This is a genomic window from Anaerovibrio slackiae (assembly GCF_009695585.1).
In the GTDB taxonomy this organism is placed as follows: domain Bacteria; phylum Bacillota; class Negativicutes; order Selenomonadales; family Selenomonadaceae; genus Anaerovibrio; species Anaerovibrio slackiae.
This window is the reverse complement of the sequence record NZ_VUNR01000015.1, coordinates 1-25,540: the sequence shown is the minus strand read 5'-3', so window position 1 is coordinate 25,540 and position 25,540 is coordinate 1. Positions and strand designations below refer to the sequence as shown.

The following is a 25,540-nucleotide window of genomic DNA, read 5'->3' as shown; positions in this document are numbered from 1 at the left end:
CAAAATTGAAACAAAGTGAATGATGTTTTTTGTCTTTTTTGATATAATGTATGTGTGGGAAGATGTTTGGAATATTGAACGCAATGACACTAGGGCGGTAGCTTTGGCAGAAGGGATGGAAATGTTGCTTTTGATATTATTTTGCTTTCTGCAATCCGTAAAATAGTGAAAATAAAGCTATTTTAAGAATAAGTTGTTTAGTGTCTAATCACCGGGGGAAAGGTCAACTAAAACAAATGGCTGTGAGTGGGAATCAAGCAGTCATACAAAACATTGCTAAATGTGCTGAAGCTGGCGATATGGATGCAATCATGGTTATGTGTGATATATGTATGTCAAAATCACATCTTTGACAGTTGTTCAGCTTTCAATTTACTTTCCTCTTATTGTTTTTTGTAAGCACCATGCAGGGCTTGAAGTATTCCTGAAGGAGTTGGGTGCCATGAAGCAGCCCCAAAAGATTTAATTAGGATATTGAAAGATGATGGGTGGGTTATTGATAGAATCAAAGGCTCACACCACATCATGAAACACCCAACCAAGCCGGGACGGCCTGTCATTCCTTTACACAACGAAGAACTGAAGCCCGGTACATATAACAATATTTTGAAGCAGGCAGGGCTCAAATGAGCCCTGCTGGCATTACGTAGGAGGTAGGGTTATGAACAAGATTTTTTATCCAGCGGTATTTCATCCGGAAGAAGATGGCGGTTATTCTGTTGATTTCCCTGATTTGCTGGGTTGCGTAACCGAAGGAAACACTTTGGCTGAAGCTATTCAAATGGCAGAGGACGCATTGGGGATATATCTGTATTCTCTGAAAGAGGATAAGGAACAGGCTCCTGAGCCTTCAAATCCGGCTGATGTAGCAACTGAGGGGCAGGATTTCGTTTCCTTGATTGAGTATGATGAGGTGGCGTATCTTAGAAGAACCGATAATCACGCTGTAAAAAAGACGCTCACCATTCCATGCTGGCTTGATACCCTGGCACGTGAGCGCAATATTAATTTTTCTCACTTACTCCAGAACGCATTGTGCAAGGAATTGAATGTTACATTTTCCTGATTTTTGTCTATGGTTAGGAAGTTTTTAGGGATAAAGGATGTGATGTTTATGTTGAATGTTTATCCTGCTATTTTTCATGAAAACGATTAAAGATCTGGTTCTGTTTTATAATGTATAAATACAGCATGAAAATAATGACATTTTAAAGTAGCGGCAGGAAAACTTTTTCCAGAAAAAATTATGATTTTTCCTATTTTTGTGATATAATCACAGAGTATGCAAAAAACGATTGAAAATACAGGAGGAAAAACTTGATGGAAAGTTTTGAAATGCAGCTTGGCGGCAGGACGTTTACCGTTGAGACCGGCAAGATGGCAAAGCAGGCCAATGGTGCTGCTTTGGTTCGTTATGGTGAGACCGTTGTTTTGGTTACTGCTACCGCTTCTGAGGAGCCGCGCGAGGGCGTTGACTTCTTCCCTCTGACTGTTGACTATGAGGAGAAGATGTACGCTGTCGGCAAGATTCCGGGCGGTTTTATAAAGAGAGAGGGACGTCCTGGCGAGTCTGCTATTCTGTGCAGCCGCCTGATTGACCGCCCTATCCGTCCTCTGTTCCCTGAGGGCTATAGAAACGATGTGCAGATTGTGGCTACTGTCCTTTCCGTAGAGCACGACAATGCACCTGAGATTGCAGCCATGATTGGTGCTTCCTGCGCCCTGACTATTTCCGATATTCCTTTCCTGGGCCCGATAGCCGGTGTCCGGGTAGGCCGCATTGATGGCGAGTTTGTCATCAACCCTACCGTGGAGCAGCGTGAGGCTTCCGACCTGAACCTGACCATTGCCGGTTCCCGTGATGCGGTAATGATGGTTGAGGCTGGTGCCAATGAGCTGCCTGAGGAGGTTATCCTTGAGGCTATTCTCTTTGGGCATGAGGAAATCAAGAAAATCGTTGCCTTCCAGGATGAGATGCAGAAGGCTGTAGGCAAGGAAAAGCGCGAGGTTAAGCTGTTCGCTGTGCCTGAGGAAATGGAGCAGGCCATCCGCGAATACGCTACTGCCAAGCTGGATGAGGCAGTGAGAAATCCTGACAAGCTGGCCCGTGACGAGCATATTGCTGCTGTCAAGGCAGAGGCATTGGAGCATTTCCTGGAGATTTATCCTGATGCAGTCAAGGAAATTCCTTATATGCTGCACAAGATTGTCAAGGAAATCGTCCGCCGCATGATTACCAAGGAGAAAATCCGTCCTGACGGCCGTGAGGTGGAGGAAGTGCGTCCTATCAGCTGTGAGGTTGGCCTGCTGCCGAGGACTCATGGCTCCGGCCTGTTTACCCGTGGCCAGACTCAGATTCTGACCATTACCACCCTGGGTTCTTTGGGTGATGAACAGGTGCTGGACGGCCTGGGCGTTGAGACCAGCAAGCACTACATCCATCAGTACAACTTCCCTGGCTATTCCGTAGGTGAGGCTCGTCCTGTACGTGGCCCGGGACGCCGCGAAATCGGTCATGGCGCCCTGGCTGAACGTGCGCTGGTGCCGGTTATTCCGTCTACTGAGGAATTCCCTTATACCATCCGCATGGTTTCCGAGGTGCTTGAGTCCAACGGTTCCAGCTCCATGGGTTCCGTATGCGGCAGCACCCTTTCCCTGATGCATGCAGGCGTGCCTATCAAGCGTCCTGTATCCGGCGTGGCTATGGGCCTGGTTAAGGATGGGGATGACTACACCATCCTGACTGATATTCAGGGCATGGAGGATGCCCTGGGTGATATGGACTTCAAGGTAGCAGGTACCACCGAGGGTGTTACCGCTATTCAGATGGATATCAAGATCAAGGGTATTTCCCGTGAGATACTGGCGTCCGCCCTGGAGCAGGCAAAGCGCGGCCGTGCATTTATCCTGGGCAAGATGCTGGAGTGCATCAGCGAGCCGAATGCAGAGCTCAGTAAGTATGCACCGAGAGTTACCACCATGCAGATTAAGCCTGATAAGATCCGCGAGGTTATCGGGCCTGGCGGCAAGGTCATCAAGAAGATTATTGATGACTGCGGCGTACAGATTGATATTGACGATGATGGCACTGTACGCATTTCCGCTACCAGCGTGGAGGCATCCGCTGCTGCCGTGGCTGCCATCGAGGAGATTGTCCGCGAAGTAGAGGTAGGCCAGATTTACAAGGGCAAGGTTACACGCCTGATGGCATTTGGCGCTTTCGTGGAGCTGCTGCCTGGCCGTGAGGGACTCTGCCATATTTCCCAGCTGGACAAGAAGCGCGTGGAAAAGGTTGAGGACTATGTGAACGTAGGCGATGAGCTGGAGGTAAAGGTTACTGAGATTGACCAGAAGGGGCGTGTCAACGTATCCCACAAGGTTCTGCTCTGATAGTTTAATGGGCTGGTAAATCCGCTGATGACTGCGTAACATAATAATATGATTTTGGAGCCCGCAAATAGCTGCACAGATGGTGCGGTCTTGCGGGCTTTCGATTTTTGAGGTGGCTTTTGGATGAAAGAAATTAAACAATCGCCTTCAGAATTGGCCAGGCGCTTCCTGGTCTTTGCACTGGGCTTGGTGTTTATGGGCTTTGGTGTGGCATGCTTGATTAAATCATCGCTGGGCGTATCGCCTATTTCTTCGCTGCCCTATACCTTTGCCTTGATTATCCCGTCGGTGACGGTTGGCTGCTGGACAGCCATCATGAATTTGCTGATGATATTTATCCAGCCGGTGCTGAAAAAGGGGCTGGACAAGAGAATGCTGGTGCTGCAATGCGGCATGACGGTGGTTTTCGGTTATTTTATTGACCTGTCCCTGGAATGCATGGCACCTCTGGTGCTGGAAAGCTACTACGCCAAGATAGGCATGCTGCTGGCCGGGTGCAGCATCATGGCCTTTGGCACTTATTTCGGCATTATTTCCCGGGTGACGCTGCTGCCCATGGATTCCTTTTTGCAGATACTGGCGGAGAGGATAGGCAGGCGGTATACCAGCGTCCGGGTGGTTTCTGACCTGTGCATGACTACCTTTGCCACTGTCCTCTGCCTGATTTTTGTGGGAGAGCTGAAAGCCGTCCGGGAGGGAACCCTGATTACGGCCTTTCTCTGCGGCACGGAAATCCGCCTGTTCACCAATCAGCTGAAGTCACTGACATATCTTCTGCTGCCGGAAAACCGCATCCAGAAGGAGAGGGAACGGCAGGCTATGCCGGAGGTGTCGGAGGCGCATTTTGTGCTGACCGTTTCCCATGAGTACGGCAGCGGCGGCAGGACGATTGCCAGGCGGATTGCCCATGAGCTGGATTTGCCCTACTATGATACGGAGATCATCAAGATGGCTGCCGAGCGCAGCGATTTTGCCGCTGAATACCTGCATAAGCATGAGGAAAAGATTTCCAGCACGGCACTTTATACCCTGTTTGACTGGTATGCCGGATCCTTCCCTGAGAGCGAGGTGCCGCTGCCGGAGCAGATTTTCCGCCTGGAAGCGCAGGTCATTCAGGAAATTGCTGCCAAGGACTCCTGCGTTATCGTGGGCAGGCTGGCAAACTATGTTCTGCAAAACCACAAAAATTCCCTGCATATTTTTATTACGGCAGATGAGCCGGAGCGTATCCAGCGTGTCATGCGCAAGGAAGCAATCCCTCTTGAGGAGGCCCAGGAAAAAATCCGCGAGTTTGCCAATGACAGGAAAAACCACTGCCAGCAGTTTTCCGCTATGGAATGGGGCAACAGCGAAAATTACGATATAACTGTCAAGTCCAATCGCTATGGGGTGGACAGGACGGCGGCTATCCTCATCCAGCTGATTAAGGAATTCCGCTTGATTCAGTTCTAAAAGGCAATTCTGTAACAAGTAATTCACTAAAAAGAGGTGTAACAGTATGAAGCTGTCTCAACGAGGAAGATATGGCGTATTGGCTCTGCATGACCTGGCAAATGAGTACGGCACAGGTCCTGTGGCACTTAAATCCATTGCTGAAAGGCAGGAAATTTCTGAGAATTATCTGGAACAGCTGATGGGAACCCTGCGCAAGGCGGGCTTTATCAAGAGTATCCGGGGAGCCCAGGGGGGCTACATGCTGGCGAAAAAGCCTGAGGAAATTACCATTGGTGAGATTATTGTAGCCATGGAAGGGCCTATTGCTTTCGCTGACTGCATGCTGATGGATGGTGATGAGCCCTTTGTCTGCCAGAAGGCTGCCGGGTGCAGCCGCCGGGGAGTTTGGGAGAGAATCGGCACCAGGATAAATGAGGTGCTGAATTCCATCACTTTGGCGGAGCTTTGCCAAAAACCGGGAAAATAGACCTGTGCCAGGCTATTGTATTGCAAAATTTACATGTTATAATAAGATGGTAGTTAGATTAATATGATTAATAAGGGCAGTATTGTTTTCCGTGACATGCTGCAGTTTTAGGAGGTTCGGATTATGGTTGGGGAGATTCTTCGTCGCGAACGTGAAAAGCAAGGGCTGAGCATTGCTGACGTAGCAGGGGAGACCAGTATTCGAGATGTATACCTGGAAGCCATCGAAAAGGGCGATTATGATGCGCTTCCCGGTGATGTATATGCAAAGGGCTTTATCAGGAATTATTCCAAGTTCCTGCAGATAGATGGTGATGCCCTGCTGGAGCAGTACGACTCCGAGCGCAATATTGTCAAGGTGGTACAGCCAGCCGATATGCCGAGGGAAGATGAAGCCAGTGAGCCGAAGAAGTCTTTCTTTGGCAGGAATAAAGGTGCTGAGAAGCCTGCTGCAAGGGCTGAAACCAGCAGCAGTACCGGCTACAGCAGGCCTCAGGCGAAGACCAGCCTGTTTGCCGCAGGTGATGAGTACCGCCACAGCCTTGAGCGGGAGGAAAAGAGCGGTTCCAAGAAATTCATGATTTTGCTGGGCGTGATGCTGGTTTTCCTTGGCGGCGTGTATGTTGCTTTTATGGATGAAGGTACAGATCCTGCTGCCAAGCCAAAGCCTGCTGTAAAGCAGGAGCAGCCGGTGAAGCAGGAACCTGCTGCACCTGTAAAGGTCTATGAGGGGGCTGAGGTTTCTGCAAAAATGCTGGAAAATTGCTGGATTTCCGTCAAGGTAGACGGCCAGAATGCCTTTGAGGGCACGGTGGAAAAGGGCAAGGAAATGTCCTGGAAGGGCAAGGAAAGCGTGGAAATCCGTGCCGGTAATGCCGGGGGCATCCAGATAACCTTCAACGGAAAGGATATGGGCACCCTGGGCGAGATAGGGCAGATTGCTGACCGCACCTTTGTCAAGGAAGCAGCTGTACCGCAGGCCGGGGCGAATGCTGCAGACGGCAATGCAGGACAGGCGGCTGGCGGACAGGCTGGGGCTGCGGAGCAGAGCTATTATCAGGAAAGCTACAGCGAGCCTGCTCCGGCTGAGCCGGCTGCACCGGCTGCACCGGCAGAGGCAGCACAGCCTGAGGCTCCTGCATCCGAGCCACCGGCACCGGCTCCGGCAGCTGAACAGGGACAGCCGGCCGCTGCTGCCCAGTGATAAAATTAGGATGAGCGGCAAGGAGTTTATATGAGTTTTCTGCCTGTAACAAGGAAAGATATGGAGGAACGGGGCTGGCAGCAGCTGGATTTTATTTTTGTGTCCGGCGATGCCTATGTGGATCATCCCAGCTTCGGTCCGGCGATTTTGTGCCGCTTGCTGGAAAAGCATGGCTACAGGGTGGGGATTATTCCCCAGCCTGATTGGCACAGCACCAAGGATTTCACCAGCCTGGGCAAGCCACGGCTGGGTTTTCTTGTGTCCAGCGGCAATCTGGATTCCCAGTTAAGCCGTTATACTGCTGCCAAGAGGCTGCGGCACGATGATTCCTATTCGCCGGGTGGCAAGGCAGGCTTCCGGCCGGAAAGAGCTGTTCTGACCTATGCCAGGAGGCTTCGGGAATGCTGGGGAAAGGACGTGCCGATTATTATCGGTGGCATAGAGGCAAGCCTCCGGCGGTTTGCCCATTATGATTACTGGGCAGATGAGGTGCGCCCGTCCATTCTGGCTGAGTGTGATGCGGATCTGCTTGTCTACGGCATGGGGGAGCACCAGCTGATAGAGATTGCCGCCCAGCTTCATCAGGGCGTAGAAATACAGAATATTCAGGATGTGCAGGGGACCTGTTTTCGGGTGCCCGATTTTGACTATATATGGGATTACGAGGCCATTGCCAGCTTTGAGCAGGTGAGGAAAAGCAAGGCTGCCTTTGCGGAAGCCTTTCGGACAGAGTATCTTGAGCAGGACGCTTTTCGCGGCAAGCGGCTGGCACAGCAGAATGGCAGCTGGTGCATTGTTCAGAATCCTCCTGCCATGCCCCTTTCCACAGAGGAAATGGACGAGATTTATGACCTGCCGTATATGCGCACCTGGCATCCCATGTATGACAAGGCAGGGGGCGTCCCTGCCATTGAGGAAGTGAAATTCAGCATTACCGCCCATCGGGGCTGCTTTGGTGGCTGCAATTTCTGTGCCATTATTTCCCATCAGGGGCGGATTATCCAGCCTCGGAGCGATGCTTCCATCTTGCGGGAGGCCAAAATTATGACGGAGCAGCCTGATTTTAAGGGCTATATTCATGACGTGGGGGGGCCTACGGCAAATTTCCACCGTACTTCCTGTGATGCGCAGCTAAAGCGGGGCACCTGCCACGGCAAGCAGTGCCTGTCACCTGATACCTGCAAGAACCTGACGGCAAGCCATGCCGGCTATCTGGAGCTCTTGCGAAAGCTCCGGCAGCTGCCAAAGGTCAAGAAGGTCTTTATCCGTTCCGGCATCCGCTTCGACTATCTCATGCTGGCCAAGGACGATTTTCTCCGGGAGCTGTGTGAGCATCATATCAGCGGCCAGCTGAAAATAGCTCCGGAGCATATTTCGGACAGGGTAACCAGGCTTATGGGCAAGTCCGGCAGCAAAGTGTACCGGCGCTTCGTGGAAAAATTTACCAGGATGAACAAGCAGCTGGGCAAGAAGCAGTACCTGGTGCCGTACTTCATGTCCAGCCATCCCGGCAGCCAGCTGGAGGATGCCATTGAGCTGGCGGAGTTTATCAAGGAGATGGGCTATCATCCGGAGCAGGTGCAGGATTTTATCCCTACCCCTGGCACCCTGTCCACCTGCATGTGGTACACTGGGCTGAATCCCCTTACCGGGCAGCAGGTTTATTCGGCAAAGTCCCCTGAGGAAAAAGCCATGCAGCGTGCCCTGATGCAGTTCTGGCTGCCGAAGAATTATGAGCTGGTGCGCAGGGCACTGGAAAAGGCGGGCAGGCGTGATCTGATCGGCTACGGGGCAAAATGCCTGATACGGCCGGAACAAAAATCTGGCAAGTCACCTGCTGGCAGAAACCTACCTAATAACCATAATAATGCTCATAAGGCTAAAAGAAATAGTAAAGCTGGAAATCAGCAGAAACAGCAAAGTCAGAAAAACAGGAAAAAGTTGGTGAAGTAAATGCGTTGTCCATATTGTTTTACTCCGGATTGCCGTGTTATTGATTCAAGGGCTATAGATGAGGGGCATACTATAAGGCGCCGCAGGGGCTGCCAGAATTGTGGACGGCGTTTTACGACCTTTGAGACAGTGGAGCAGCTTCCCCTGATGGTGGTTAAGCATGACGGAACCCGGCAGGTGTTTGATAAAAACAAGCTCCTTAACGGGCTGATACGTTCATGTGAAAAGCGTGACAAATCACTGGAAAGCGTGGTGGCATTGGCACATACCATTGAGCAGAACCTGCGCCGCCATTATGAACAGGAGGTTCCCTCCAAGGCAATTGGCGAGGAGGCTCTTGCCATGCTGAAGGATTTTGACCAGGTTGCCTATATACGTTTTGCCTCTGTTTACCGCCGTTTTACGGACATTCAGAGCTTCAAGAAGGAGCTGGATATCCTGTCTGAGCAATGATGATGATACATTGATGTTTATTTTAATTTTAGTTTTCGGTTAAATTGCAATACTGATACCGGGGAGTTCTCAATGGTGTGGAAGTTAAAGGAACAGCTGAAAGCGCAGCTGGCAAGGGAAACAGGCTATTACAGCCGTCCTTCAGGGGGCAGGCATCGCTTTGCCCTGGCATATCCAAATTCATATTTTGTCGGCATGTCCAACCTGGGGCTGCATATAGTGTACCGGCTTCTGAATGAGCGGCAGGATACAGCCTGTGAGCGTGTTTTCCTGCCGGAGCGAAAGCAGCAGCAGGCATATGAAAAAGCACGGCAGCCCCTGATGACAATGGAGAGCCAGACCGGGCTGAACAGGTTTGATATCATCGGCTTCGTGGTTTCCTTTGAGATGGATTATTTCAACATCCTGCGGATGCTGGAGCTGGGCAAGGTGGTTCCCATGGCAGCTGACAGGGGGGAGCAGGACGCACTGGTTATCGGCGGCGGTCCCTGTGCCACCTTTAATCCTGAGCCTTTGAGCCTGTTTTTTGATGCATTCATCATCGGTGAAGGGGAGGCAGTGCTGCCGGGCTTCATGGATGTTTATCATGCAAAGAAGCTGGCAGGGGCAGGCCGTCAGGAAATACTGGAAGCATTGTCCCATGTACCCGGGGTATATGTGCCATCAGTTCACAGACCGGAAAAGGGGGAGCATCAGGTGGTGCGCCAATGGCAGCAAAATCTGGATGATTTTCCGGGGGAGACGGTCATCTATACGGAGGATACGGAGTTTAACCTCCATCTGGTGGAAATCGCCAGAGGCTGCGGACGCCACTGCCGCTTCTGCATGGCAGGCTACTGCTTCCGCAAACCCCGCAACCGCTCCCTGGAAGCCATTGAAAAAATGCTGGCAGGGGCGAAGGCATCAGGCCGCCGGGTGGGGCTGATGGGAGCGGCGATTTCCGATTACCCGGAGATTGACAGCCTGTGCCGGGAAATCCTGGGGGATGGCCTCAGCATGTCGGTGGCTTCCTTTAGGGCGGATTCTGTTACCCAGGAGCTGGTGGACTCCCTGGCTGCCAGCGGCCTGAGAACATTGACGATGGCGCCGGAAGCTGGCAGCAGCCGGATGCGTGCCGTGGTGAACAAGGGCATTGAGGAACAGCATCTCCTGAATGCCATGGATATGGGCATCAGGGCAGGCATCAGGAATTTCCGGCTGTATATCATGATAGGATTGCCGGGAGAGGAGCCGGAGGACATTCAGGCAATTGTAGATATGGCGTGCCGGTTGAAGGACTTTATGGAAAAGCATGGAGCTATGGGGCGCCTGACCCTTAGCATCAATCCTTTTATACCAAAGCCTTTTACTCCCTTTCAGTGGGAGCCTATGGCACCATTAAAATACATACAGGGAGCCTTGAAGTCTATAACTAGTGCCCTCAGGAAGCGGCACAATATAGAGGTGATTGCCGAATCGCCCCGGGATGCCTATGTGCAGGCATTTCTTGCCAGGGGGAATCGGCAGGCAGGCGAAGTCCTGTGGGAAGCCTATCAGGCTGGCGGCAGCAAGGCGATAAAATCCGTGCTGAAAGCACGGGGCAGCAGCCTGGATGAGCAGGTATCCAGGCTACGGCAGCTGGATGAGGTACTTCCCTGGGATGTGCTGGATATGGGCTTTACCAAGGCGTATCTCATCAAGGAGCGGCAGGAGGCATGCAAGGCGGAGCCTGCCCGTACCATCAGGTGTTTTGATGGCTGTCATCGCTGCGGTGTCTGCAAATAGGAGTGTGAGTTTTTGGCATGAGCTTTGCTTTATACAATACAGAACTAAATAATCTGTGGCTGGGCAGATTTGATATATTTCCCGATTCCTTATTTTTCCATGGGATTTCCACCCGGCATGGCGGCGTAAGCCAGGGGGCGTATGACAGCCTCAACCTGGGTCTCCATGTGGAGGACGAGAAGGATGCCGTGCTGGAAAACAGGCGGCGCTTCTGCCGTATGGTTGGCGCAGAGCCGCAGCGCACTGCCACCTGCCAGCAGGTGCATGGTGACAGGGTAGTGCGGATTACAGCAAAAGATGCGGGGGCAGGTTTTGCCGATTATGCAGGGGCAATTCCCGATACGGATGCCCTGATTACCAACGAGCCGGGATTGCCGCTGATGCTGTTTTTTGCAGACTGCACGCCTATCCTGCTGGCTGATCCAGTAAATAAGGCGGTGGGGCTGGCACATGGCGGCTGGAAGGGCACGGTGAAATCCATAGCGGCCAAGACCGTGGCAGCCATGGCGAAGGAATTTGGCAGCAATCCTGCCCATATGCTGGCAGCCATTGGCCCCTCCATTGGCAGTTGCTGCTATCAGGTGGGCGAGGGCGTTGCTCATCAGTTCAGGGAGGCATTTCCCGAGTTTGCCGCTGAAATCCTTGAGGCGCGGCCGAATGGCGGCATTTACCTTGATTTGCAGCTCTGCAATACCAGGCAGCTGGAAAATGCCGGACTCAAAAGGGAAAATATTGCCAATGCTCATACCTGCACGGCATGCAACAGCAAGCAGTTTTTTTCCTATCGGGCAGATAATGGCAAAACTGGTCGCATTGCGGCGATTATTGGTGTAAAATAGAGATATATTATTGGCAACAACTTTTTGCGTAATTTTATCATGGTACATTTAAGGGGTGATTTGATGATTGAGGAAAGGCTGCAGGAGGTAAGGAGCAATATTGAGGCCAGCAAGGCAAAGCGTGATGCTTCCTTTGACCATGATGTTCTGCTGGTAGCAGTTACCAAAAATCACGATATATATGCCATGCGGGAGGCAATCGATGCCGGTGTGACTGATATTGGCGAGAACAGGATTCAGGAAGCCAAGGAAAAATTTGAGACACTGGACCGCCAGGTGACCTGGCATCTCATCGGCCATTTGCAGACCAACAAGGCAAAGCAGGCTGTCAAGATGTTTGATTTGATTCATTCCGTGGATACCCTGCATCTGGCAGAAGCCATCGACAAGGCAGCAGCCGGTATAGGCAAGGTACAGAAGGTGCTGGTGCAGGTAAACCTGGCTCAGGAGGAATCCAAGTCCGGTATCTATGAGGATGAGCTGATGGACCTGCTGCACAAGGTGGATGAAATGGAAAATCTGCAGCTCATGGGGCTGATGTGCATTGCGCCGAATTATGAGGATGTAGAGGAATGCCGGCCTTTATTTGCAAAAATGCGAAAAATTTTTGACAAGGTGAAGGAAATCAGCTGGCAGACGGCGAATATAAAATATTTGTCGATGGGTATGACTCACGATTATACGATTGCTGTGGAGGAAGGGGCAAATGTGGTGCGCGTAGGTACCGGCATTTTTGGGCCCCGTCAGTATTGATAAAATTTTAGAGCAGGGAGGAAAAACCCATGGGTATTGATAAATTTTTTGAAAAGTTCGGGCTGTCAAAGCCGGAACCGGATGAGGACGAAGCAGGCGTAGAAGCGCCTCCGGCGGAGCCTGTTAAGAAACCGGCAGAGCCAGCAGAACCTGCTGCCAAGGCAGCCAGGCCGGTTCAGCCGGAAGCAGGCAGCAGGGGCGGAAATGTAGTGACTCTCGGCAGTGCCGGTTCCTCTATTCATGAGGGAGGCAGCAAGCCCCTGCATATAGCTCATGGCAGTTCTGCGCCAAATATGAAGGTGGTTGTTATTCAGCCCCGCTCATTGGATGATTCCCAGCAGATTGCCAACTGCCTGAAGGAAAAGCGTCCTGTGGTGATTAATTTTGAGGGCGTGGATGACCAGCTGTATCGCCGTATCCTTGATTTTGTCAGCGGTACTACCTATGCGCTGGATGGCAATGTGAATTCCATCAGCACCAGGGTATGGCTGTTTTCACCAAAGAATGTCAACGTATCCGTAAACAAGCAGACCAATCAGGGATTTACCGATATGCCGTGGGAGAATAAGTAATGGAAAAGAAAATTGGATTTATTGGCGGCGGTGCTATGGCGGAGGCAATTTTGTCCGGCGCTGTCAGCAAGCAGGTTTTAGCCGCAGAAAATATTTTTGTTTCAGACCACAAGGAGGAGCGTTGCCGCTTTTTGCAGGGCAGCTATGGTGTGCAGGCTTTTGTGGGGGCGGAGGGCTTCCTTTCTGATGTGGATATTCTGGTGCTGGCCATCAAGCCGCAGGTTGCAGCCAAGGCGATGGCAGAGGTGCAGGGCAAGCTGAAAAGGGATGCGGTACTGGTGTCCATTGTGGCAGGCCTGACTATCGATAGCATACGGGAGTTTTTCCCGGAGCAGAAGATTATCCGCGTTATGCCAAATACTCCTCTTTCTGTGGGGGAGGGCATGTCTGCCTATGCACTCAGCAGCAATACCTGTGCTGATGATGCAGAGGATGTACGGGTGATTTTGTCCTCCTGCGGACAGGCAGTAGAAGTGAAGGAGTACATGCTGGATGCTGTTACCGGGCTTTCCGGCAGCGGCCCTGCTTATGGCTTTTTGATGATTGATGCCCTGTCAGACGGGGGAGTGGCAGCAGGTCTGCCACGGGCTACGGCTACCTTGCTGGCGGCGCAGACCATTTATGGTGCGGCAAAGATGGTGCTGGAATCCGGCAAGCATCCTGATGTGCTGCGGGACCAGGTAACCAGTCCTGCCGGTACTACCATTGCCGGTGTCCGCGTCATGGAGCAGCAGGGGGTGCGTGGTGCTTTGATTGATGCAGTGCTGGCAGCTGCGGAGCGTTCCGCGGAGCTGGGCAGGAAATAATGTTTTATAGGAAAGAATTGGTTTATGGCAGGTTCAGAACAGAAAGAGAAGATTATTAGATATTACAGGGGAACTGAAGGCGAGGAAACTGCAATCAAGCTGGTGGATATGGCAGAGCAGGTGCAGAGAAGCCAGAAGTTCCGCCTCAGCGGCTTTTTGGACCCTTATGGTCAGGAGATAGCGGAGACGATTGCCGCCAATTATCCGGGCCTCAGGCTGGATTTTGACGGCGGCTACAGTGGAGCAGAGCGCCAGCGTGCCCTGCTGATTGATAAGGACTTTGGGGGCTCACCGTCCTTTGAACTGGCCTATGTGGAGGTCAGCTGGAACGGGCAGTTTGAGCATATCGGCCATCGTGACGTGCTGGGGGCATTGATGAGCCTGGGCATTGAAAGAAGCCGCCTGGGGGATATTGTCATGGGCACAGCCCGGGCAGGCATTGTGACAGATAGCAAAATGGCTGATTATCTGCTGGAAAATCTCACCCAGATAGGGCATAGCGGTGTCACCTGCCAGCTTTCAGATTTGTCACTGATTCCGGCAAAGGAAGAAAAGTACAAGGAGCTGCGTGCTACCGTAGCTTCCCTGAGGGTGGATTCTATTGCGGCAGCAGGCTATGGTGTTTCTAGAAGCAAGGCAGCCAGTGATATTGCCGCTGACAAGCTGAAGCTGAACTGGCAGCCGGTCAAGGGTGCAGCCCAAAATGTCAAGGAAGGTGACGTGCTTTCCCTGCGGGGCCGCGGACGGCTGGAGGTAGCCGAAGTCAGGGGACAGACAAAAAAGGGGCGCATAGGCGTACTCTTGAAAAGATATTATTGATTGTAGGGAGGCAGTATTATGCTGACACCGGTAGATATTCACAACAAGGAATTTTCTCGCAGCTTTCGCGGTTTCAATCAGGAGGAAGTAGACGATTTTCTCGACCAGGTAGTCAATGATTATGAGATGCTTTATCGTGATAACCATCAGATGAAAAAGGAAATCGAGCTGTGCAATAAGCAGCTTGACCAGTATCATCAGCTGGAAAAGAATTTGCAGGATACGCTGCTGGTAGCCCAGCGCACTGCGGATGAGGTAGTAAATACCGCCAATGTCCGCGGCGAGGAGGTGCGCCAGGCAGCCAGGCAGGCCGGGGAAAATCTCAAGCGTGAGGCGGAGCTGTACGCAGAAAAGCTGAAGCAGGATACCGAGCGGGAGTGCAAGCGCAAGATTGAGGCAGCAGCGGCGCAGGTACGTGCCGCTGTGGCAGAGTACGAGCGCATCGTCAGGGAAAGGCGGCAGTTTGTGGCAAAGATGCGCAACCTGATGCAGACAGAGCTGGGGCTGCTGGAGGAAGCTTACGATATTATGCCGGACAAGGTTCAGGAGAGAGCAGGTAAGGCAGATGATGTCAAGGCTGCGGTGCAGTCTCAGCCAAAGGAGACATCTGAGGTGGCAGCCAGCGGTACGGCGGCTTCGGCAGCAAATGAGAGTGTTCCTGCCACTGCTGAACAGGAGCAGGCAGCTGAGAACGTGCAGGCTGATGCTGAGAAAAAGCAGGAGCCTGAGGGCATTCATGCCAGTGCGGCCAGCGTGGCTATTGCCGCTCAGATAGGCGTAACAGACAAGACCGTGCCTGTGGAAAGGGTATAGGTTAATAAAGGTATAGAGTAATTTAGTTTTGGAGGCTATAACAGGTGCCTTTAGGTATAGGAATTTTAGTTTTTATTATTGATCAGCTGGTAAAGCATCTGGTGGTGTCTACTATGCACCTGGGGCAGTCTTTGCCGGTTATCAAGGGAATTTTTCATATCACTTATGTATTAAATCCGGGAGCTGCCTTCGGCATGCTGGAGCATCAGCGCTGGTTTTTCATTTTGGTAGCCCTTGCAGCTGTCCTTTTGGGGGCGGCTTTTTACAAAAAGCTGCAGCAGGAGTCCTTCCTGATGCGCAGCGGTGCAGGCCTGCTGCTGGGTGGAGCTGTGGGCAATCTGGCAGACAGGATTCAGAGCGGCCTGGTAGTGGACTTTCTTGATTTTCGCATCTGGCCTGTGTTCAATATTGCTGATATTGCCATCTGCGCCGGGGCAGGTATTTTGATTTTTGATATTTGGCAAAGGCGGAATGAAGATGATATTTGCAGCTGATAAGGCAGGCGAGCGGCTGGATGTATTCCTGACCAGAATGCAGCCGGAGTTTTCCCGTTCCCATGTGCAGAAGCTGATTGCCAGCGGCAATGCCACCGTAAATCAGGCGGTGCGCAAGGGAAACTACAAGCTGAAAGCTGGCGATGCGGTGGAACTGTCCGTGCCGGAGCCGGAAAATACGGAAATTCTCCCGGAGGATATTCCGCTGGACATTCTTTATGAGGACAAGGATATAATCGTCATCAATAAGGCAAGAGGCATGGTGGTGCACCCGGCAGCAGGAGTGTTTTCCGGCACTCTGGTCAATGCCCTGATGCATCATTGTGAGGATTTGTCCGGCATCAACGGGGAAATCCGCCCGGGCATCGTCCACAGGCTGGACAAGGATACCTCCGGCGTCATGGTGGCAGCCAAGAATGACCAGGCCCACCTCAGCCTGGCAAAGCAGATTCAGGAAAAGACTGCTTTCCGCATCTATCAGGCGGTGGTCTGGGGCAATATCAAGGAGGAGTCAGGCATCATCCGGGGAGATATTGGGCGTGATGCTTCTGACAGGAAAAAGATGGCCATCGTCAGGGAAAACGGCAAGCATGCTGTCACCCATTTCCGGGTGCTGGAACGCTTTGGGGAATATACCCTGACGGAGTGCAGGCTGGAAACGGGCCGCACCCATCAGATACGCGTCCACATGACCTATATCGGCCATCCGGTAGTGGGGGACCCGAAATACGGCACGGACAGGCACGGCAGGGTGAGGGGCAAGTTTGCCATCAAGGGGCAGGCATTGCATTCTGCCAGCCTGGAGCTTACCCATCCTGCTACCGGGGAAAGGATGCGCTTTGCAGCGCCGTTGCCGCAGGATATGCAGGAACTGATTAAGAAAATCAGGCGCAGATAAAAGGCGATTGAGGCAATTAAGAAAATTGATATAATTAACAAAATCAATATAATCAATATAATCAAGTCAGTTCATAGGAAGATGGAAATTTAGGTAAAGATAGGAGAGATAGGTATGCCAAATTTTGTAGATAAGACTGTCCTGATGGACACTCAGGGCATCAATCGCGCTTTGGTGCGTATTGCCCATGAGATTGTGGAAAAAAATAAGGGCTTGGAGGATATTGTGCTGGTGGGTATCCGTTCCCGTGGCGTGCCTCTGTCCGAGCGGGTGGCTGATGCCCTGGAAAAGATTGAGGGGCAGCGTCCGCCTGTGGGGGTACTGGACATTACCCTTTACCGTGATGATTTGTCCACCCTTTCTTATCAGCCTATCGTGCGGCCGACTGCCATGCCTGTGGATATTGACCGCAAGACCATCGTCCTGGTTGATGATGTGCTCTACACGGGGCGCACTATCCGTGCCGCCCTGGATGCCCTGATGGACATGGGACGTCCTCATGCCATTCAGCTGGCAGTGCTGGTTGACCGCGGTCACAGGGAGCTGCCAATCCGCGCCGATTATGTGGGCAAGAATGTGCCTACTTCCTCTAAGGAATCTGTCAGTGTACTGGTGGCAGAAATCGATAGCGAGGACAAGGTTGTGATCCGAGAGGAAGCCGAGGAATAATCAGGGGGAATAGTATATGAAGCTGGCAGTTTTGGATGGATATATGATGGGACATGGGGATGTTTCCTTTGCGCCTGTGGAGGCTCTTGGTGAATGTGTCTACTACGATAGCACGGATTATGCCAATCCGGCGGAAATCATTGAGCATATCGGTGATGCAGAGGTTATTCTCGTCAACAAGGTGCCGGTCACGGAGGAAATTTTTGCCGCGTGTCCTGATTTGAAGTTTATCTGTGAGACAGCAACCGGGTACAACAATATTGACTTGCAGGCGGCAAAGAAGCATGGGGTGATTGTCTCCAACGTGCCTACCTATGGAACTGATACGGTGGCGCAGTTTGCTATGGCCCTGCTTTTGGAAATCTGCAATGGCGTAGGCCATCATGCCGGGGAGGTGGCCAAGGGCCGCTGGAGTCAGTGCAAATACAACTGCTTCTGGGATTTTTCCAACATCGAGCTGGCTGGCAAGACTGTAGGCATTATCGGTGCAGGCAGGATTGGCATGGCCTTTGCCCGTATGGTGCAGGGCTTTGGGGCGGAGATTATCGCCGGGCATCCGCGGAAGGCGGGGCAGGACTTTGAGTATGGCAGGTATCTGACCTTGGATGAGGTCTATCAGCGTGCTGATATTATCTCCCTGCACTGTCCGCTGACGGCTGAGACGGAAAAGATGATTAATGCTGACACCATCGCCCGGATGAAGGACGGGGTTATCCTGATTAATACCAGCCGCGGCCAGCTGGTGGATGAGGCGGCATTGAGGGCAGCCTTGGACAGCGGCAAGGTGAGGGCTGCCGGGCTTGATGTGGTAAGCAGTGAGCCGATTCTGCCGGACAATCCGCTGCTGGAGGCAAAGAATTGCATCCTGACGCCGCACATGGCATGGTCAGCCACCGAGGCCCGCCAGCGGCTGATGGATGTGTGCGTGGAAAATGTCAAGGCGTATATGGCCGGGCAGCCTATAAATGTGGTGGGCTGACACTATTTGAGGATGTTTTAACGCAATTAGGAAGATGGCAATGGATACATTGCCATTTTCTTCTCTGAAAGGAAGTTGTTTTCGATGCTGCTCTTAACTTATTACGGTCACTCAGCTTTTGCCCTGAGTGATGGCAAGGATAAATTGCTGTTTGATCCGTTTTTTTCCGGCAATCCTCTGGCAACTACCACGGCGGATGTAGTGACCTGCAACTATATTTTGGTGTCTCATGGTCATGCTGACCATCTGGGGGATGCACCTGCTATTGCAGCGCGTACCGGGGCTATAGTGATTGGCACCCCGGAGATTCTGGAGACATGCAGGGCAGAAAATGGCCACGGCATGAATATCGGCGGCAGTGCCAAATTCAGCTTTGGCAGCGTGTATATGACCAGGGCTATTCACAGCAGTGGCGTGCCTGGGCTGCTGTCCTGCGGCTTTGTGGTAAATATTGCTGGCAAGAATGTTTATTTTGCCGGTGATACTGCCCTTTTCAGTGACATGGAGCTCATCGGGAAGCGGTTTAGGCTGGACTGCGCCCTGCTGCCAATCGGGGATAACTACACCATGGGCGTTGAGGATGCGGCTTATGCTGTCAAGCTTTTGCAGCCGAAGCATGTGATTCCTGTGCACTATAACACCTGGCCTGTGATTGCTGCCGAGCCTGAGCGTTTCAAGGAGCTGGTGGAAAAGGACACTGATTCCCAGGTGCATATTCTGGCACCGGGGGATGCTCTGGATATGGATAAGCTATGAAAAGCAATTCGGATATGAATTTCGCGTCGTGTAAAAATGATAAAACGGCAGCCAGGGAAAAGCTGCTGGTACTGCTGGGCCCTACTGCCTCCGGCAAGACAGCCTTGTCCATCAGCCTGGCGAAAGCCCTTGGTACGGAGATTATCTCCGGGGATTCCATGCTGGTGTATAAGGGCTTCGACATCGGCTCAGCAAAGCCTACTACGGAAGAAATGTCAGGCATCCGGCATCACATGATTGATATCCTGCCCCCTGATGCCAGCTTTAACCTGATGGATTTTTTGCAGCAGGCAAAGGCGATTATCACCCGGCTCAATCAGCAGGGCAAGATTCCCTTGCTGGTGGGAGGGACAGGGCTGTACATCCAGTCCCTGCTGGAGGGCTATGAGCTGAATAGCCAGAGTGAGGATGCAGCATATCGCAATTATCTGGAAAAACTGGCGGAGGAAAAGGGCAGGGAATATGTACATGGCATGCTGGCGAAGGTAAATCCCCAGGCGGCAGCCAGGCTGCACATAAATGATTTTCGCCGCATTGTACGGGCGTTAGAGGTGCACCATCTGGGCGGAGAGCAGCTTTCTCAGAAAAAATCCAGAGAATTGGTGTATGATTGTTATGTGGCTGGCTTGACATGGCAGCGTAATAAATTGTATGATAGAATAAATCAACGAGTGAATATAATGGTTGAACAGGGCTTGCAGCAGGAGATTATCAATCTGCTGGAGTCAGGTGTAGCACCGTCTGTGCAGGCCATGAAGGGCATTGGCTACAAGGAGCTGCTGCCGGTGCTGACAGGCAATGATGTGGACATAGCCACGGGCCTGCAGGAGGCTGTGGCAAAAATCCAGCAGAACAGCCGTCATTTTGCCAAGCGCCAGCTGACCTGGTATCGCCGTATGCCGTATATTCACTGGTACCAGCCGGAGCTATACAAGAATACCGGCATGCTGGCAGATAATCTGCTTTGGGATGTACAACGTTGGATTAATAAATAATAATTTTATACTGCATAGGAGAGGGAAATTATGACAAAGGCAATCAATTTACAGGACAGCATTTTAAACCAGGTTCGCAAGGAGAATATCAGCGTTATTATTCACCTTGTCAATGGCTTTCAGATTAAGGGCTTCGTCAAGGGCTTTGACAATTTTACTGTGATTATGGACTCACTGGGCAAGCAGCAGCTGGTGTATAAGCATGCGATTTCCACCATTACCATGAGCCGCCCGGTGGATAATTTTGAAAAGAAGGCTGAAAGTGCCGAGCGTGCGTAACAGGCAGCTGACAGCATGAAATATATGAATGACAAGGATGGCAGGCAGAGGGGCTTTGAGGTCGTCTCTGCCTACATGGAAAAGGGCATTGAGCTGCCAGCTAGAAAGACCGGCTCCAGCGCGGGCTACGATATTCAGGCGGCTGAGGATGTGACTCTGCTTCCGCATCAGGTTACGCTGGTGCCTACGGGGCTGAAGGCGTATATGCAGCCTGATGAATATCTTGGGCTGCATGTGCGCTCAGGCTTTTCCATCAAAAATCAGGTGAGCTGCATTAACAGCCAGGGGATTATTGATGCGGACTATTATAACAATCCTGATAATGAGGGGCATATCATGCTGCCCCTTATTAATCATGGGGAAAAAGCAGTGAAAATAGCCAGAGGCATGCGGGTTGCCCAGGGCATTTTTTATCGCTATCTTCTGGTGGATGGCGATAGGGCAGGCTGTGGCGCAGGGCGCGGCGGCGGATTTGGCTCTACGGGAGACAGGTAGCTATGGATATGGGGTTTGATTTGTTTTCTGCGGCAGCTGCCGAGGAGGAAAGCAGGAGCAAGGCGAAGTACGAGCCGCTGGCCCAGCGGATGCGCCCGAGGAATTTTGATGAATTTATCGGGCAGGAGGAGGCCATGGGCAAGGGCAGGTATCTCCGGCGGATGATTGAGCAGGATATGCTCCCTTCCATGATTCTTTTTGGCCCGCCGGGAACCGGCAAGACTACCATTGCCATGATGATTGCCGGTATCACCAACAGTCATTTCAAGCGGCTGAATGCTGTGTCCTCGGGCATCGGGGATATCAGGAAGATTGTGGATGAAGCTGCGGAGCAGCGCAAGTTTTATCAAAAGCGCACTATCGTATTTATAGACGAGATTCATCGCTTCAATAAAGGACAGCAGGATGTATTGCTTCCCTATGTGGAGGATGGCAGGCTGATTTTGATCGGCGCCACCACGGAAAATCCTTTTTTTGAGGTGAATCATGCCCTTTTGAGCAGGGTGCGCATCGTGCGGCTCTCTGCCCTGTCCGATGATGATATCCGCAAGCTTTTGACGCAGGCACTGACGGATTGCCAGCGTGGCCTTGGCAGCCAGCAGCTTTCCTGTGACGGGGAAGCAATGACCGCCCTGATACGCCTCTCCGGCGGTGACGGGCGCATGGCATTGAACCTTTTGGAGCAGGCGGCCTCCATGACGGAGGATGGGGCTGTGATTGATATGGCACTTTTGGAGAGCCTTTTCGGGGAGCGCATCCAGTGCTATGACAAAAATGGCGATAACCATTATGATACGGTTTCTGCCTTTATCAAGAGCATGCGGGGCAGCGATCCCGATGCGGCGGTTCATTATCTTGCCCGTATGATTGCCGGTGGTGAGGATCCCAATTTCATTGCCCGCAGGGTGGCGATATGTGCCGCCGAGGATGTGGGCAACGCAGACCCTATGGCACTGGTGGTGGCAATGGCGGCTGTACAGGCCGTGCAGTTCGTAGGCATGCCTGAGGGGCGTATTCCCCTGGCAGAGGCTGTGACCTATGTGGCTTCGGCACCAAAGAGCAATGGGGCCTATATGGCCATTGACGAGGCGCTGGCTGATGTGCGCAGGGCGGATTGCGGTGCTGTGCCTGCCCATCTCAGGGACTCCCATTACAAGGGTGCTTCAAAGCTGGGGCATGGTCTGGACTATATCTATCCTCACGATTATCCGGGAAATTTTGCTTTGCAGCAGTATCTGCCGGATAAAATCAGGGACAAGGTTTATTATCATCCTTCTGACAATGGGCGTGAGCGTTATATCAGGGAATACCTGGCCAAATGCTGGCCGAAGCGCAAGCGGTAATAAAGATACCGGAATACTAGAATACTTACAGCCCATAACGGAAGGCAAAGGAGATTTTCTTGATGGCTACGATGACGGAATGTGAATTAAAGGCCGGTGTAATCTTTGGTGATGGCAATACAGCCGAATATGTCTACATGCCTGCCAGCGAACTGGGAGCGGATAAGCCCCTTTGCGTGTATGAGCAGGGCGAGGACAGGGAGGATGTGGATTTGCGGGAAGCCATGGCGATTATACGCCGTCGCAGCCTGCGCCACGCGGTGCATCCCCGGCTGGGCAGCAATTCCTGCTAAATGTCTGAATATCTAAATATATGAATATATGTTGAAATATGCATAATACGCAGAGTATGTCGGGTGGTATATCCTGATAAGCAGATGAGTATTATATATCTTTGGGACTAAAGTAGCATTTAGTCCCTTTTTTAGTGCTTTTTTAGAAATTTTTCCAATTACCTATTGACATACTAGACAAATAGGTTTAATATACAAGCATAAGGTTTGAACCATATAGTAAAAGATTAAAGCATTAAGGAGGCGAAGGGTATGCAGAGATTGGCAAGGCTTTCAGCCTGGCACCAGAGCACTTTCGTCATGTGTAGGAAAGATGAAGCTATTGGATGAAATTATTCTGAGTTATACCGGGGCATGATGAGCAGTGCGGAGAGCACTGATTAAAGCCTGGTAAGTTAGTAAAAATAAATTGTATTGAAATGAGGTATTTATTATGAGCAACTATAAATTTGAGACATTGCAGTTACACGTTGGACAGGAGCAGCCGGATCCGGCTACTGATGCGAGGGCGGTGCCTATTTATCAGACTACCTCCTATGTTTTTAGGAATTCCGCTCATGCGGCAGCCCGTTTTGGCCTGGCTGATGCAGGCAACATCTATGGCCGTCTGACCAACTCTACCCAGGGTGTCCTGGAGAGCCGCGTAGCTGCCCTGGAGGGCGGTGTGGCAGGCCTGGCAGTGGCAAGCGGTGCTGCAGCTATTGACTACACTATTCAGGCTCTTGCCGGGGAAGGTGACCACATCGTTGCCCAGAAGACCATCTACGGCGGCAGCTTCAACCTGCTGGCACATACCCTGCCTCGCTATGGCATCAAGACTACCTTTGTGGATGCCCACAACCTGGAGGAGGTAGAGGCCGCTATCCAGCCTAACACCAAGGCAGTATATCTGGAAACTCTCGGCAATCCGAACAGCGATATTCCTGATATTGAGGCAGTGGCAAAGATTGCCCACAAGCACGGCCTGCCGCTGGTAATCGATAACACCTTTGGTACTCCGTACCTGATTCGTCCGATTGAGTATGGTGCTGATATCGTGGTACATTCCGCTACCAAGTTCCTGGGCGGTCATGGTACTTCCCTGGGCGGCGTTATTGTAGACTCCGGCAAGTTCGATTGGAAGGCAAGCGGCAAGTATCCTGCTATCGCTGCACCGAACCCTAGCTACCATGGTATTTCCTTTGCTGATGCAGTAGGTCCTGCTGCCTTTGTTACTTACATCCGGGCAATCCTGTTGCGTGACACCGGTGCAACTATTTCTCCTTTCAATGCCTTCATTATTCTGCAGGGCGTGGAAACCCTTTCCCTGCGGGTAGAGCGTCATGTGGAAAACACCAAGAAGGTTGTTGAGTTCCTCAGCAAGCATCCTCTGGTGGAGAAGGTAAACCATCCATCCCTGCCTGACCATCCTGACCATGAGCTGTACAAGAAGTATTTCCCTAATGGCGGTGCTTCTATCTTTACCTTCAATATCAAGGGCGGTCAGAAGGAAGCTCATGCTTTCATCGACAATCTGGAGATTTTCTCCCTGCTGGCAAACGTAGCAGATGTAAAGAGCCTTGTTATCCACCCTGCTACTACCACTCATTCCCAGCTGACTGAGGAGGAGCTTACCGACCAGGGCATTTATCAGAATACCATCAGGCTTTCTATCGGTACTGAGCATATTGATGACATCATTGCCGATCTGGAAAAGGGCTTTGCAGCCGTAAAGTAAGCCCGAATGTTGTTACTTTAACTTTGACATCTCTCTTACAAACATAAAAACATACAGTGGACAAAAACAGGCGGTTACAGCCTTCACCTTGCGGGAGTGGAGCTGTGGCCGCCTGTTTGCCTAATGAATCATTTGTTTTACAGATATCATTTAAGCCAGTTTGTCTTCCTGCCAGCAGATATATACTGCCAAAATACCATTGTCCAAAGCTATGCTGATTTTTTCCCCGGCTGCTTCATTGCTGACTGCATAAGGAAGCCCCTGGGTGAGCTCCGCATCCTGCAAGGGCCAGTATACTCCCTGAATGGTAACGCCGGAGGCTGCCGCTGTCAGGGGAAGCAGGGAAATTGCCCTGGCATGCCTTCTTAATGTCAGGGTGATTTTTTCCTTGCCGCGCAGAAAAAATACCGTTTCCTGCTCATCGGCAATACAGCCCTGGATATTGCTGTGCCCAAAGGAAAAAATGGTACTGTAGGCGTGGTCAAAACGGCCTCCCATAGCACCCGTCAGAACTACATATTTTTGCTCTGCTGCTGCCATCTCCAGTGCCAGCTGGGTATCGGTATAATCCTTTTTGACAGGGAATTTCGCAATGGGAACCTTGTTTTCTTCCGCCCACTGCCAGGACTGTTCTGTTGCGCTGTCACCATCGCCGATGAGCCTCAGCGGCACAAGCCCGGCACGGTGACAGCAGTCTATGCCGCGGTCAATGCACCACAGCTGCCTGCCGCTGGCTGCCTGGCACAGCCAGTTAGGTGCCGGTGCCCTGCCGCCACCTGCCAAAAGCAGCTCCCCCGGGGGCAGGTGAGCGGAATAGCCGGCATACACCTCCGGCAATGATATTGCATTCTTTTCGGTTGTATTTAACTGCATTTTTGCCTCCCTGCATAATCTCTATATCTATCGGCTGCCCTTGTTATTTTGAATGATAAGGGCATTTTTTTCATTACAAATATATTTTCTTATGATAGTTTCCCGGTGTCAATACCTGCTTCAAAAGTATTTAAGTAAGATTTAATTTCACTATTTATCTTAATGTGGCAGAAGACTCCCTGCCTCTATAGGCGGGAGATGAATGCCACGTCCACCGAATTTACGCAAGTAATTGAGGTGGACAATAGAACATATCGATGATATAATAATAGGTGGCAGGAGGTGAATGATGTGTTACAGCAAAAAGGCTATCTGTATCGAATATATCCCACTAAGCAACAGCAACAGCTAATCAATCAGACACTGGGATGCGTCAGGTTTGTGTATAACAGGTTTTTGAATATCCGTAAAGAAGCATGGACAAATTCCAAAACAAGTGTGACTTACAAGCAGACTAGTAAAA

28 protein-coding genes are annotated in these 25,540 nt (G+C 51.4%); 27 read left to right on the top strand and 1 reads right to left on the bottom strand.

Annotated features, from left to right (window positions below; genetic code table 11):
- The first annotated feature begins 420 nt into the window (after nucleotides 1–420).
- From FYJ84_RS08545 to FYJ84_RS08425, 26 genes are all read left to right on the top strand, one after another.
- Nucleotides 421–630, top strand: coding sequence for a type II toxin-antitoxin system HicA family toxin (locus FYJ84_RS08545; protein ID WP_328596358.1), 210 nt, complete (start codon nucleotides 421–423; stop codon nucleotides 628–630).
- A 31-nt stretch (nucleotides 631–661) separates the two neighbouring features.
- Nucleotides 662–1,066, top strand: coding sequence for a type II toxin-antitoxin system HicB family antitoxin (locus FYJ84_RS08540; RefSeq protein WP_154407183.1), 405 nt, complete (start codon nucleotides 662–664; stop codon nucleotides 1,064–1,066).
- Nucleotides 1,067–1,320: 254 nt separating this feature from the next.
- Complete coding sequence (locus FYJ84_RS08535) at nucleotides 1,321–3,390, top strand: polyribonucleotide nucleotidyltransferase (protein WP_154407182.1); 2,070 nt, start codon at nucleotides 1,321–1,323, stop codon at nucleotides 3,388–3,390.
- Nucleotides 3,391–3,513: 123 nt separating this feature from the next.
- Complete coding sequence (locus FYJ84_RS08530) at nucleotides 3,514–4,842, top strand: cytidylate kinase family protein (protein WP_154407181.1); 1,329 nt, start codon at nucleotides 3,514–3,516, stop codon at nucleotides 4,840–4,842.
- 46 nt (nucleotides 4,843–4,888) lie between these two features.
- Nucleotides 4,889–5,311 carry an RrF2 family transcriptional regulator gene (locus FYJ84_RS08525; protein ID WP_154407180.1) on the top strand — a complete coding sequence of 141 codons (423 nt, stop codon included), beginning with the start codon at nucleotides 4,889–4,891 and terminating at the stop codon, nucleotides 5,309–5,311.
- Nucleotides 5,312–5,434: 123 nt separating this feature from the next.
- On the top strand, nucleotides 5,435–6,514 hold the full coding sequence (locus FYJ84_RS08520; protein ID WP_154407179.1) for a helix-turn-helix domain-containing protein: 1,080 nt from the start codon (nucleotides 5,435–5,437) through the stop codon (nucleotides 6,512–6,514).
- A gap of 30 nt (nucleotides 6,515–6,544) precedes the next feature.
- On the top strand, nucleotides 6,545–8,467 hold the full coding sequence (locus FYJ84_RS08515) for a YgiQ family radical SAM protein (RefSeq protein ID WP_205764163.1): 1,923 nt from the start codon (nucleotides 6,545–6,547) through the stop codon (nucleotides 8,465–8,467).
- The gene (nrdR, locus tag FYJ84_RS14465; RefSeq protein WP_205764162.1) at nucleotides 8,468–8,920 is read left to right on the top strand and encodes a transcriptional regulator NrdR; all 453 of its coding nucleotides are present in this window, start codon (nucleotides 8,468–8,470) and stop codon (nucleotides 8,918–8,920) included.
- 72 nt (nucleotides 8,921–8,992) lie between these two features.
- A complete protein-coding gene (locus tag FYJ84_RS08510; protein WP_154407178.1) occupies nucleotides 8,993–10,684 on the top strand; it encodes a radical SAM protein in 1,692 nt (563 codons plus the stop codon).
- Nucleotides 10,685–10,701: 17 nt separating this feature from the next.
- Nucleotides 10,702–11,523 (top strand): peptidoglycan editing factor PgeF, encoded by an 822-nt coding sequence (gene pgeF, locus FYJ84_RS08505; RefSeq protein WP_154407177.1) that lies wholly within the window; start codon nucleotides 10,702–10,704, stop codon nucleotides 11,521–11,523.
- Between the two features lie 63 nt (nucleotides 11,524–11,586).
- Nucleotides 11,587–12,276: a YggS family pyridoxal phosphate-dependent enzyme gene (locus tag FYJ84_RS08500; RefSeq protein ID WP_154407176.1), complete on the top strand. Its 690-nt coding sequence runs from the start codon at nucleotides 11,587–11,589 to the stop codon at nucleotides 12,274–12,276.
- A 29-nt stretch (nucleotides 12,277–12,305) separates the two neighbouring features.
- Nucleotides 12,306–12,848, top strand: a complete 543-nt coding sequence (locus FYJ84_RS08495) for a cell division protein SepF (RefSeq protein WP_154407175.1) — start codon at nucleotides 12,306–12,308, stop codon at nucleotides 12,846–12,848.
- Nucleotides 12,848–13,654, top strand: coding sequence for a pyrroline-5-carboxylate reductase (proC, locus tag FYJ84_RS08490; RefSeq protein ID WP_154407174.1), 807 nt, complete (start codon nucleotides 12,848–12,850; stop codon nucleotides 13,652–13,654). The genes FYJ84_RS08495 and proC overlap by 1 nt, the downstream gene beginning before the upstream one ends.
- A 24-nt stretch (nucleotides 13,655–13,678) precedes the next feature.
- Entirely contained in the window at nucleotides 13,679–14,473 is a 795-nt protein-coding gene (locus tag FYJ84_RS08485; RefSeq protein ID WP_154407173.1) for a YlmH family RNA-binding protein, read from the top strand.
- A gap of 18 nt (nucleotides 14,474–14,491) precedes the next feature.
- Nucleotides 14,492–15,286, top strand: coding sequence for a DivIVA domain-containing protein (locus tag FYJ84_RS08480; RefSeq protein WP_154407172.1), 795 nt, complete (start codon nucleotides 14,492–14,494; stop codon nucleotides 15,284–15,286).
- 44 nt (nucleotides 15,287–15,330) lie between these two features.
- Complete coding sequence (gene lspA / locus FYJ84_RS08475; protein WP_277008148.1) at nucleotides 15,331–15,780, top strand: signal peptidase II; 450 nt, start codon at nucleotides 15,331–15,333, stop codon at nucleotides 15,778–15,780.
- Nucleotides 15,758–16,678, top strand: coding sequence for an RluA family pseudouridine synthase (locus FYJ84_RS08470; protein WP_154407171.1), 921 nt, complete (start codon nucleotides 15,758–15,760; stop codon nucleotides 16,676–16,678). Before lspA ends, FYJ84_RS08470 begins: the two co-directional genes overlap by 23 nt.
- A 114-nt stretch (nucleotides 16,679–16,792) precedes the next feature.
- Entirely contained in the window at nucleotides 16,793–17,347 is a 555-nt protein-coding gene (gene pyrR, locus FYJ84_RS08465; protein ID WP_154407170.1) for a bifunctional pyr operon transcriptional regulator/uracil phosphoribosyltransferase PyrR, read from the top strand.
- A gap of 16 nt (nucleotides 17,348–17,363) precedes the next feature.
- The gene (locus FYJ84_RS08460) at nucleotides 17,364–18,326 is read left to right on the top strand and encodes a D-2-hydroxyacid dehydrogenase (protein WP_154407169.1); all 963 of its coding nucleotides are present in this window, start codon (nucleotides 17,364–17,366) and stop codon (nucleotides 18,324–18,326) included.
- Nucleotides 18,327–18,410: 84 nt separating this feature from the next.
- Nucleotides 18,411–19,082, top strand: a complete 672-nt coding sequence (locus tag FYJ84_RS08455) for a metal-dependent hydrolase (RefSeq protein WP_154407168.1) — start codon at nucleotides 18,411–18,413, stop codon at nucleotides 19,080–19,082.
- The gene (gene miaA / locus FYJ84_RS08450) at nucleotides 19,079–20,077 is read left to right on the top strand and encodes a tRNA (adenosine(37)-N6)-dimethylallyltransferase MiaA (RefSeq protein ID WP_235901406.1); all 999 of its coding nucleotides are present in this window, start codon (nucleotides 19,079–19,081) and stop codon (nucleotides 20,075–20,077) included. Before FYJ84_RS08455 ends, miaA begins: the two co-directional genes overlap by 4 nt.
- Nucleotides 20,078–20,104: 27 nt before the next feature.
- Nucleotides 20,105–20,356, top strand: a complete 252-nt coding sequence (hfq, locus tag FYJ84_RS08445; protein WP_277008197.1) for an RNA chaperone Hfq — start codon at nucleotides 20,105–20,107, stop codon at nucleotides 20,354–20,356.
- A 15-nt stretch (nucleotides 20,357–20,371) separates the two neighbouring features.
- Nucleotides 20,372–20,851, top strand: coding sequence for a dCTP deaminase/dUTPase family protein (locus FYJ84_RS08440; protein ID WP_235901405.1), 480 nt, complete (start codon nucleotides 20,372–20,374; stop codon nucleotides 20,849–20,851).
- Between the two features lie 2 nt (nucleotides 20,852–20,853).
- Nucleotides 20,854–22,194, top strand: coding sequence for a replication-associated recombination protein A (locus FYJ84_RS08435; RefSeq protein ID WP_154407166.1), 1,341 nt, complete (start codon nucleotides 20,854–20,856; stop codon nucleotides 22,192–22,194).
- Between the two features lie 62 nt (nucleotides 22,195–22,256).
- Entirely contained in the window at nucleotides 22,257–22,487 is a 231-nt protein-coding gene (locus FYJ84_RS08430; RefSeq protein ID WP_154407165.1) for a hypothetical protein, read from the top strand.
- Between the two features lie 433 nt (nucleotides 22,488–22,920).
- Nucleotides 22,921–24,204 carry an O-acetylhomoserine aminocarboxypropyltransferase/cysteine synthase family protein gene (locus tag FYJ84_RS08425; RefSeq protein WP_154407164.1) on the top strand — a complete coding sequence of 428 codons (1,284 nt, stop codon included), beginning with the start codon at nucleotides 22,921–22,923 and terminating at the stop codon, nucleotides 24,202–24,204.
- 150 nt (nucleotides 24,205–24,354) lie between these two features.
- Here the strand turns inward: FYJ84_RS08425 and FYJ84_RS08420 are convergent, their stop codons facing one another.
- Nucleotides 24,355–25,077 (bottom strand): thiamine diphosphokinase, encoded by a 723-nt coding sequence (locus FYJ84_RS08420; RefSeq protein WP_154407163.1) that lies wholly within the window; start codon nucleotides 25,075–25,077, stop codon nucleotides 24,355–24,357.
- A gap of 282 nt (nucleotides 25,078–25,359) precedes the next feature.
- Here FYJ84_RS08420 and FYJ84_RS15050 point away from each other — a divergent pair.
- Nucleotides 25,360–25,540 (top strand): helix-turn-helix domain-containing protein (locus FYJ84_RS15050; protein ID WP_407060745.1); only part of this gene is annotated, 181 nt, incomplete at its 3' end.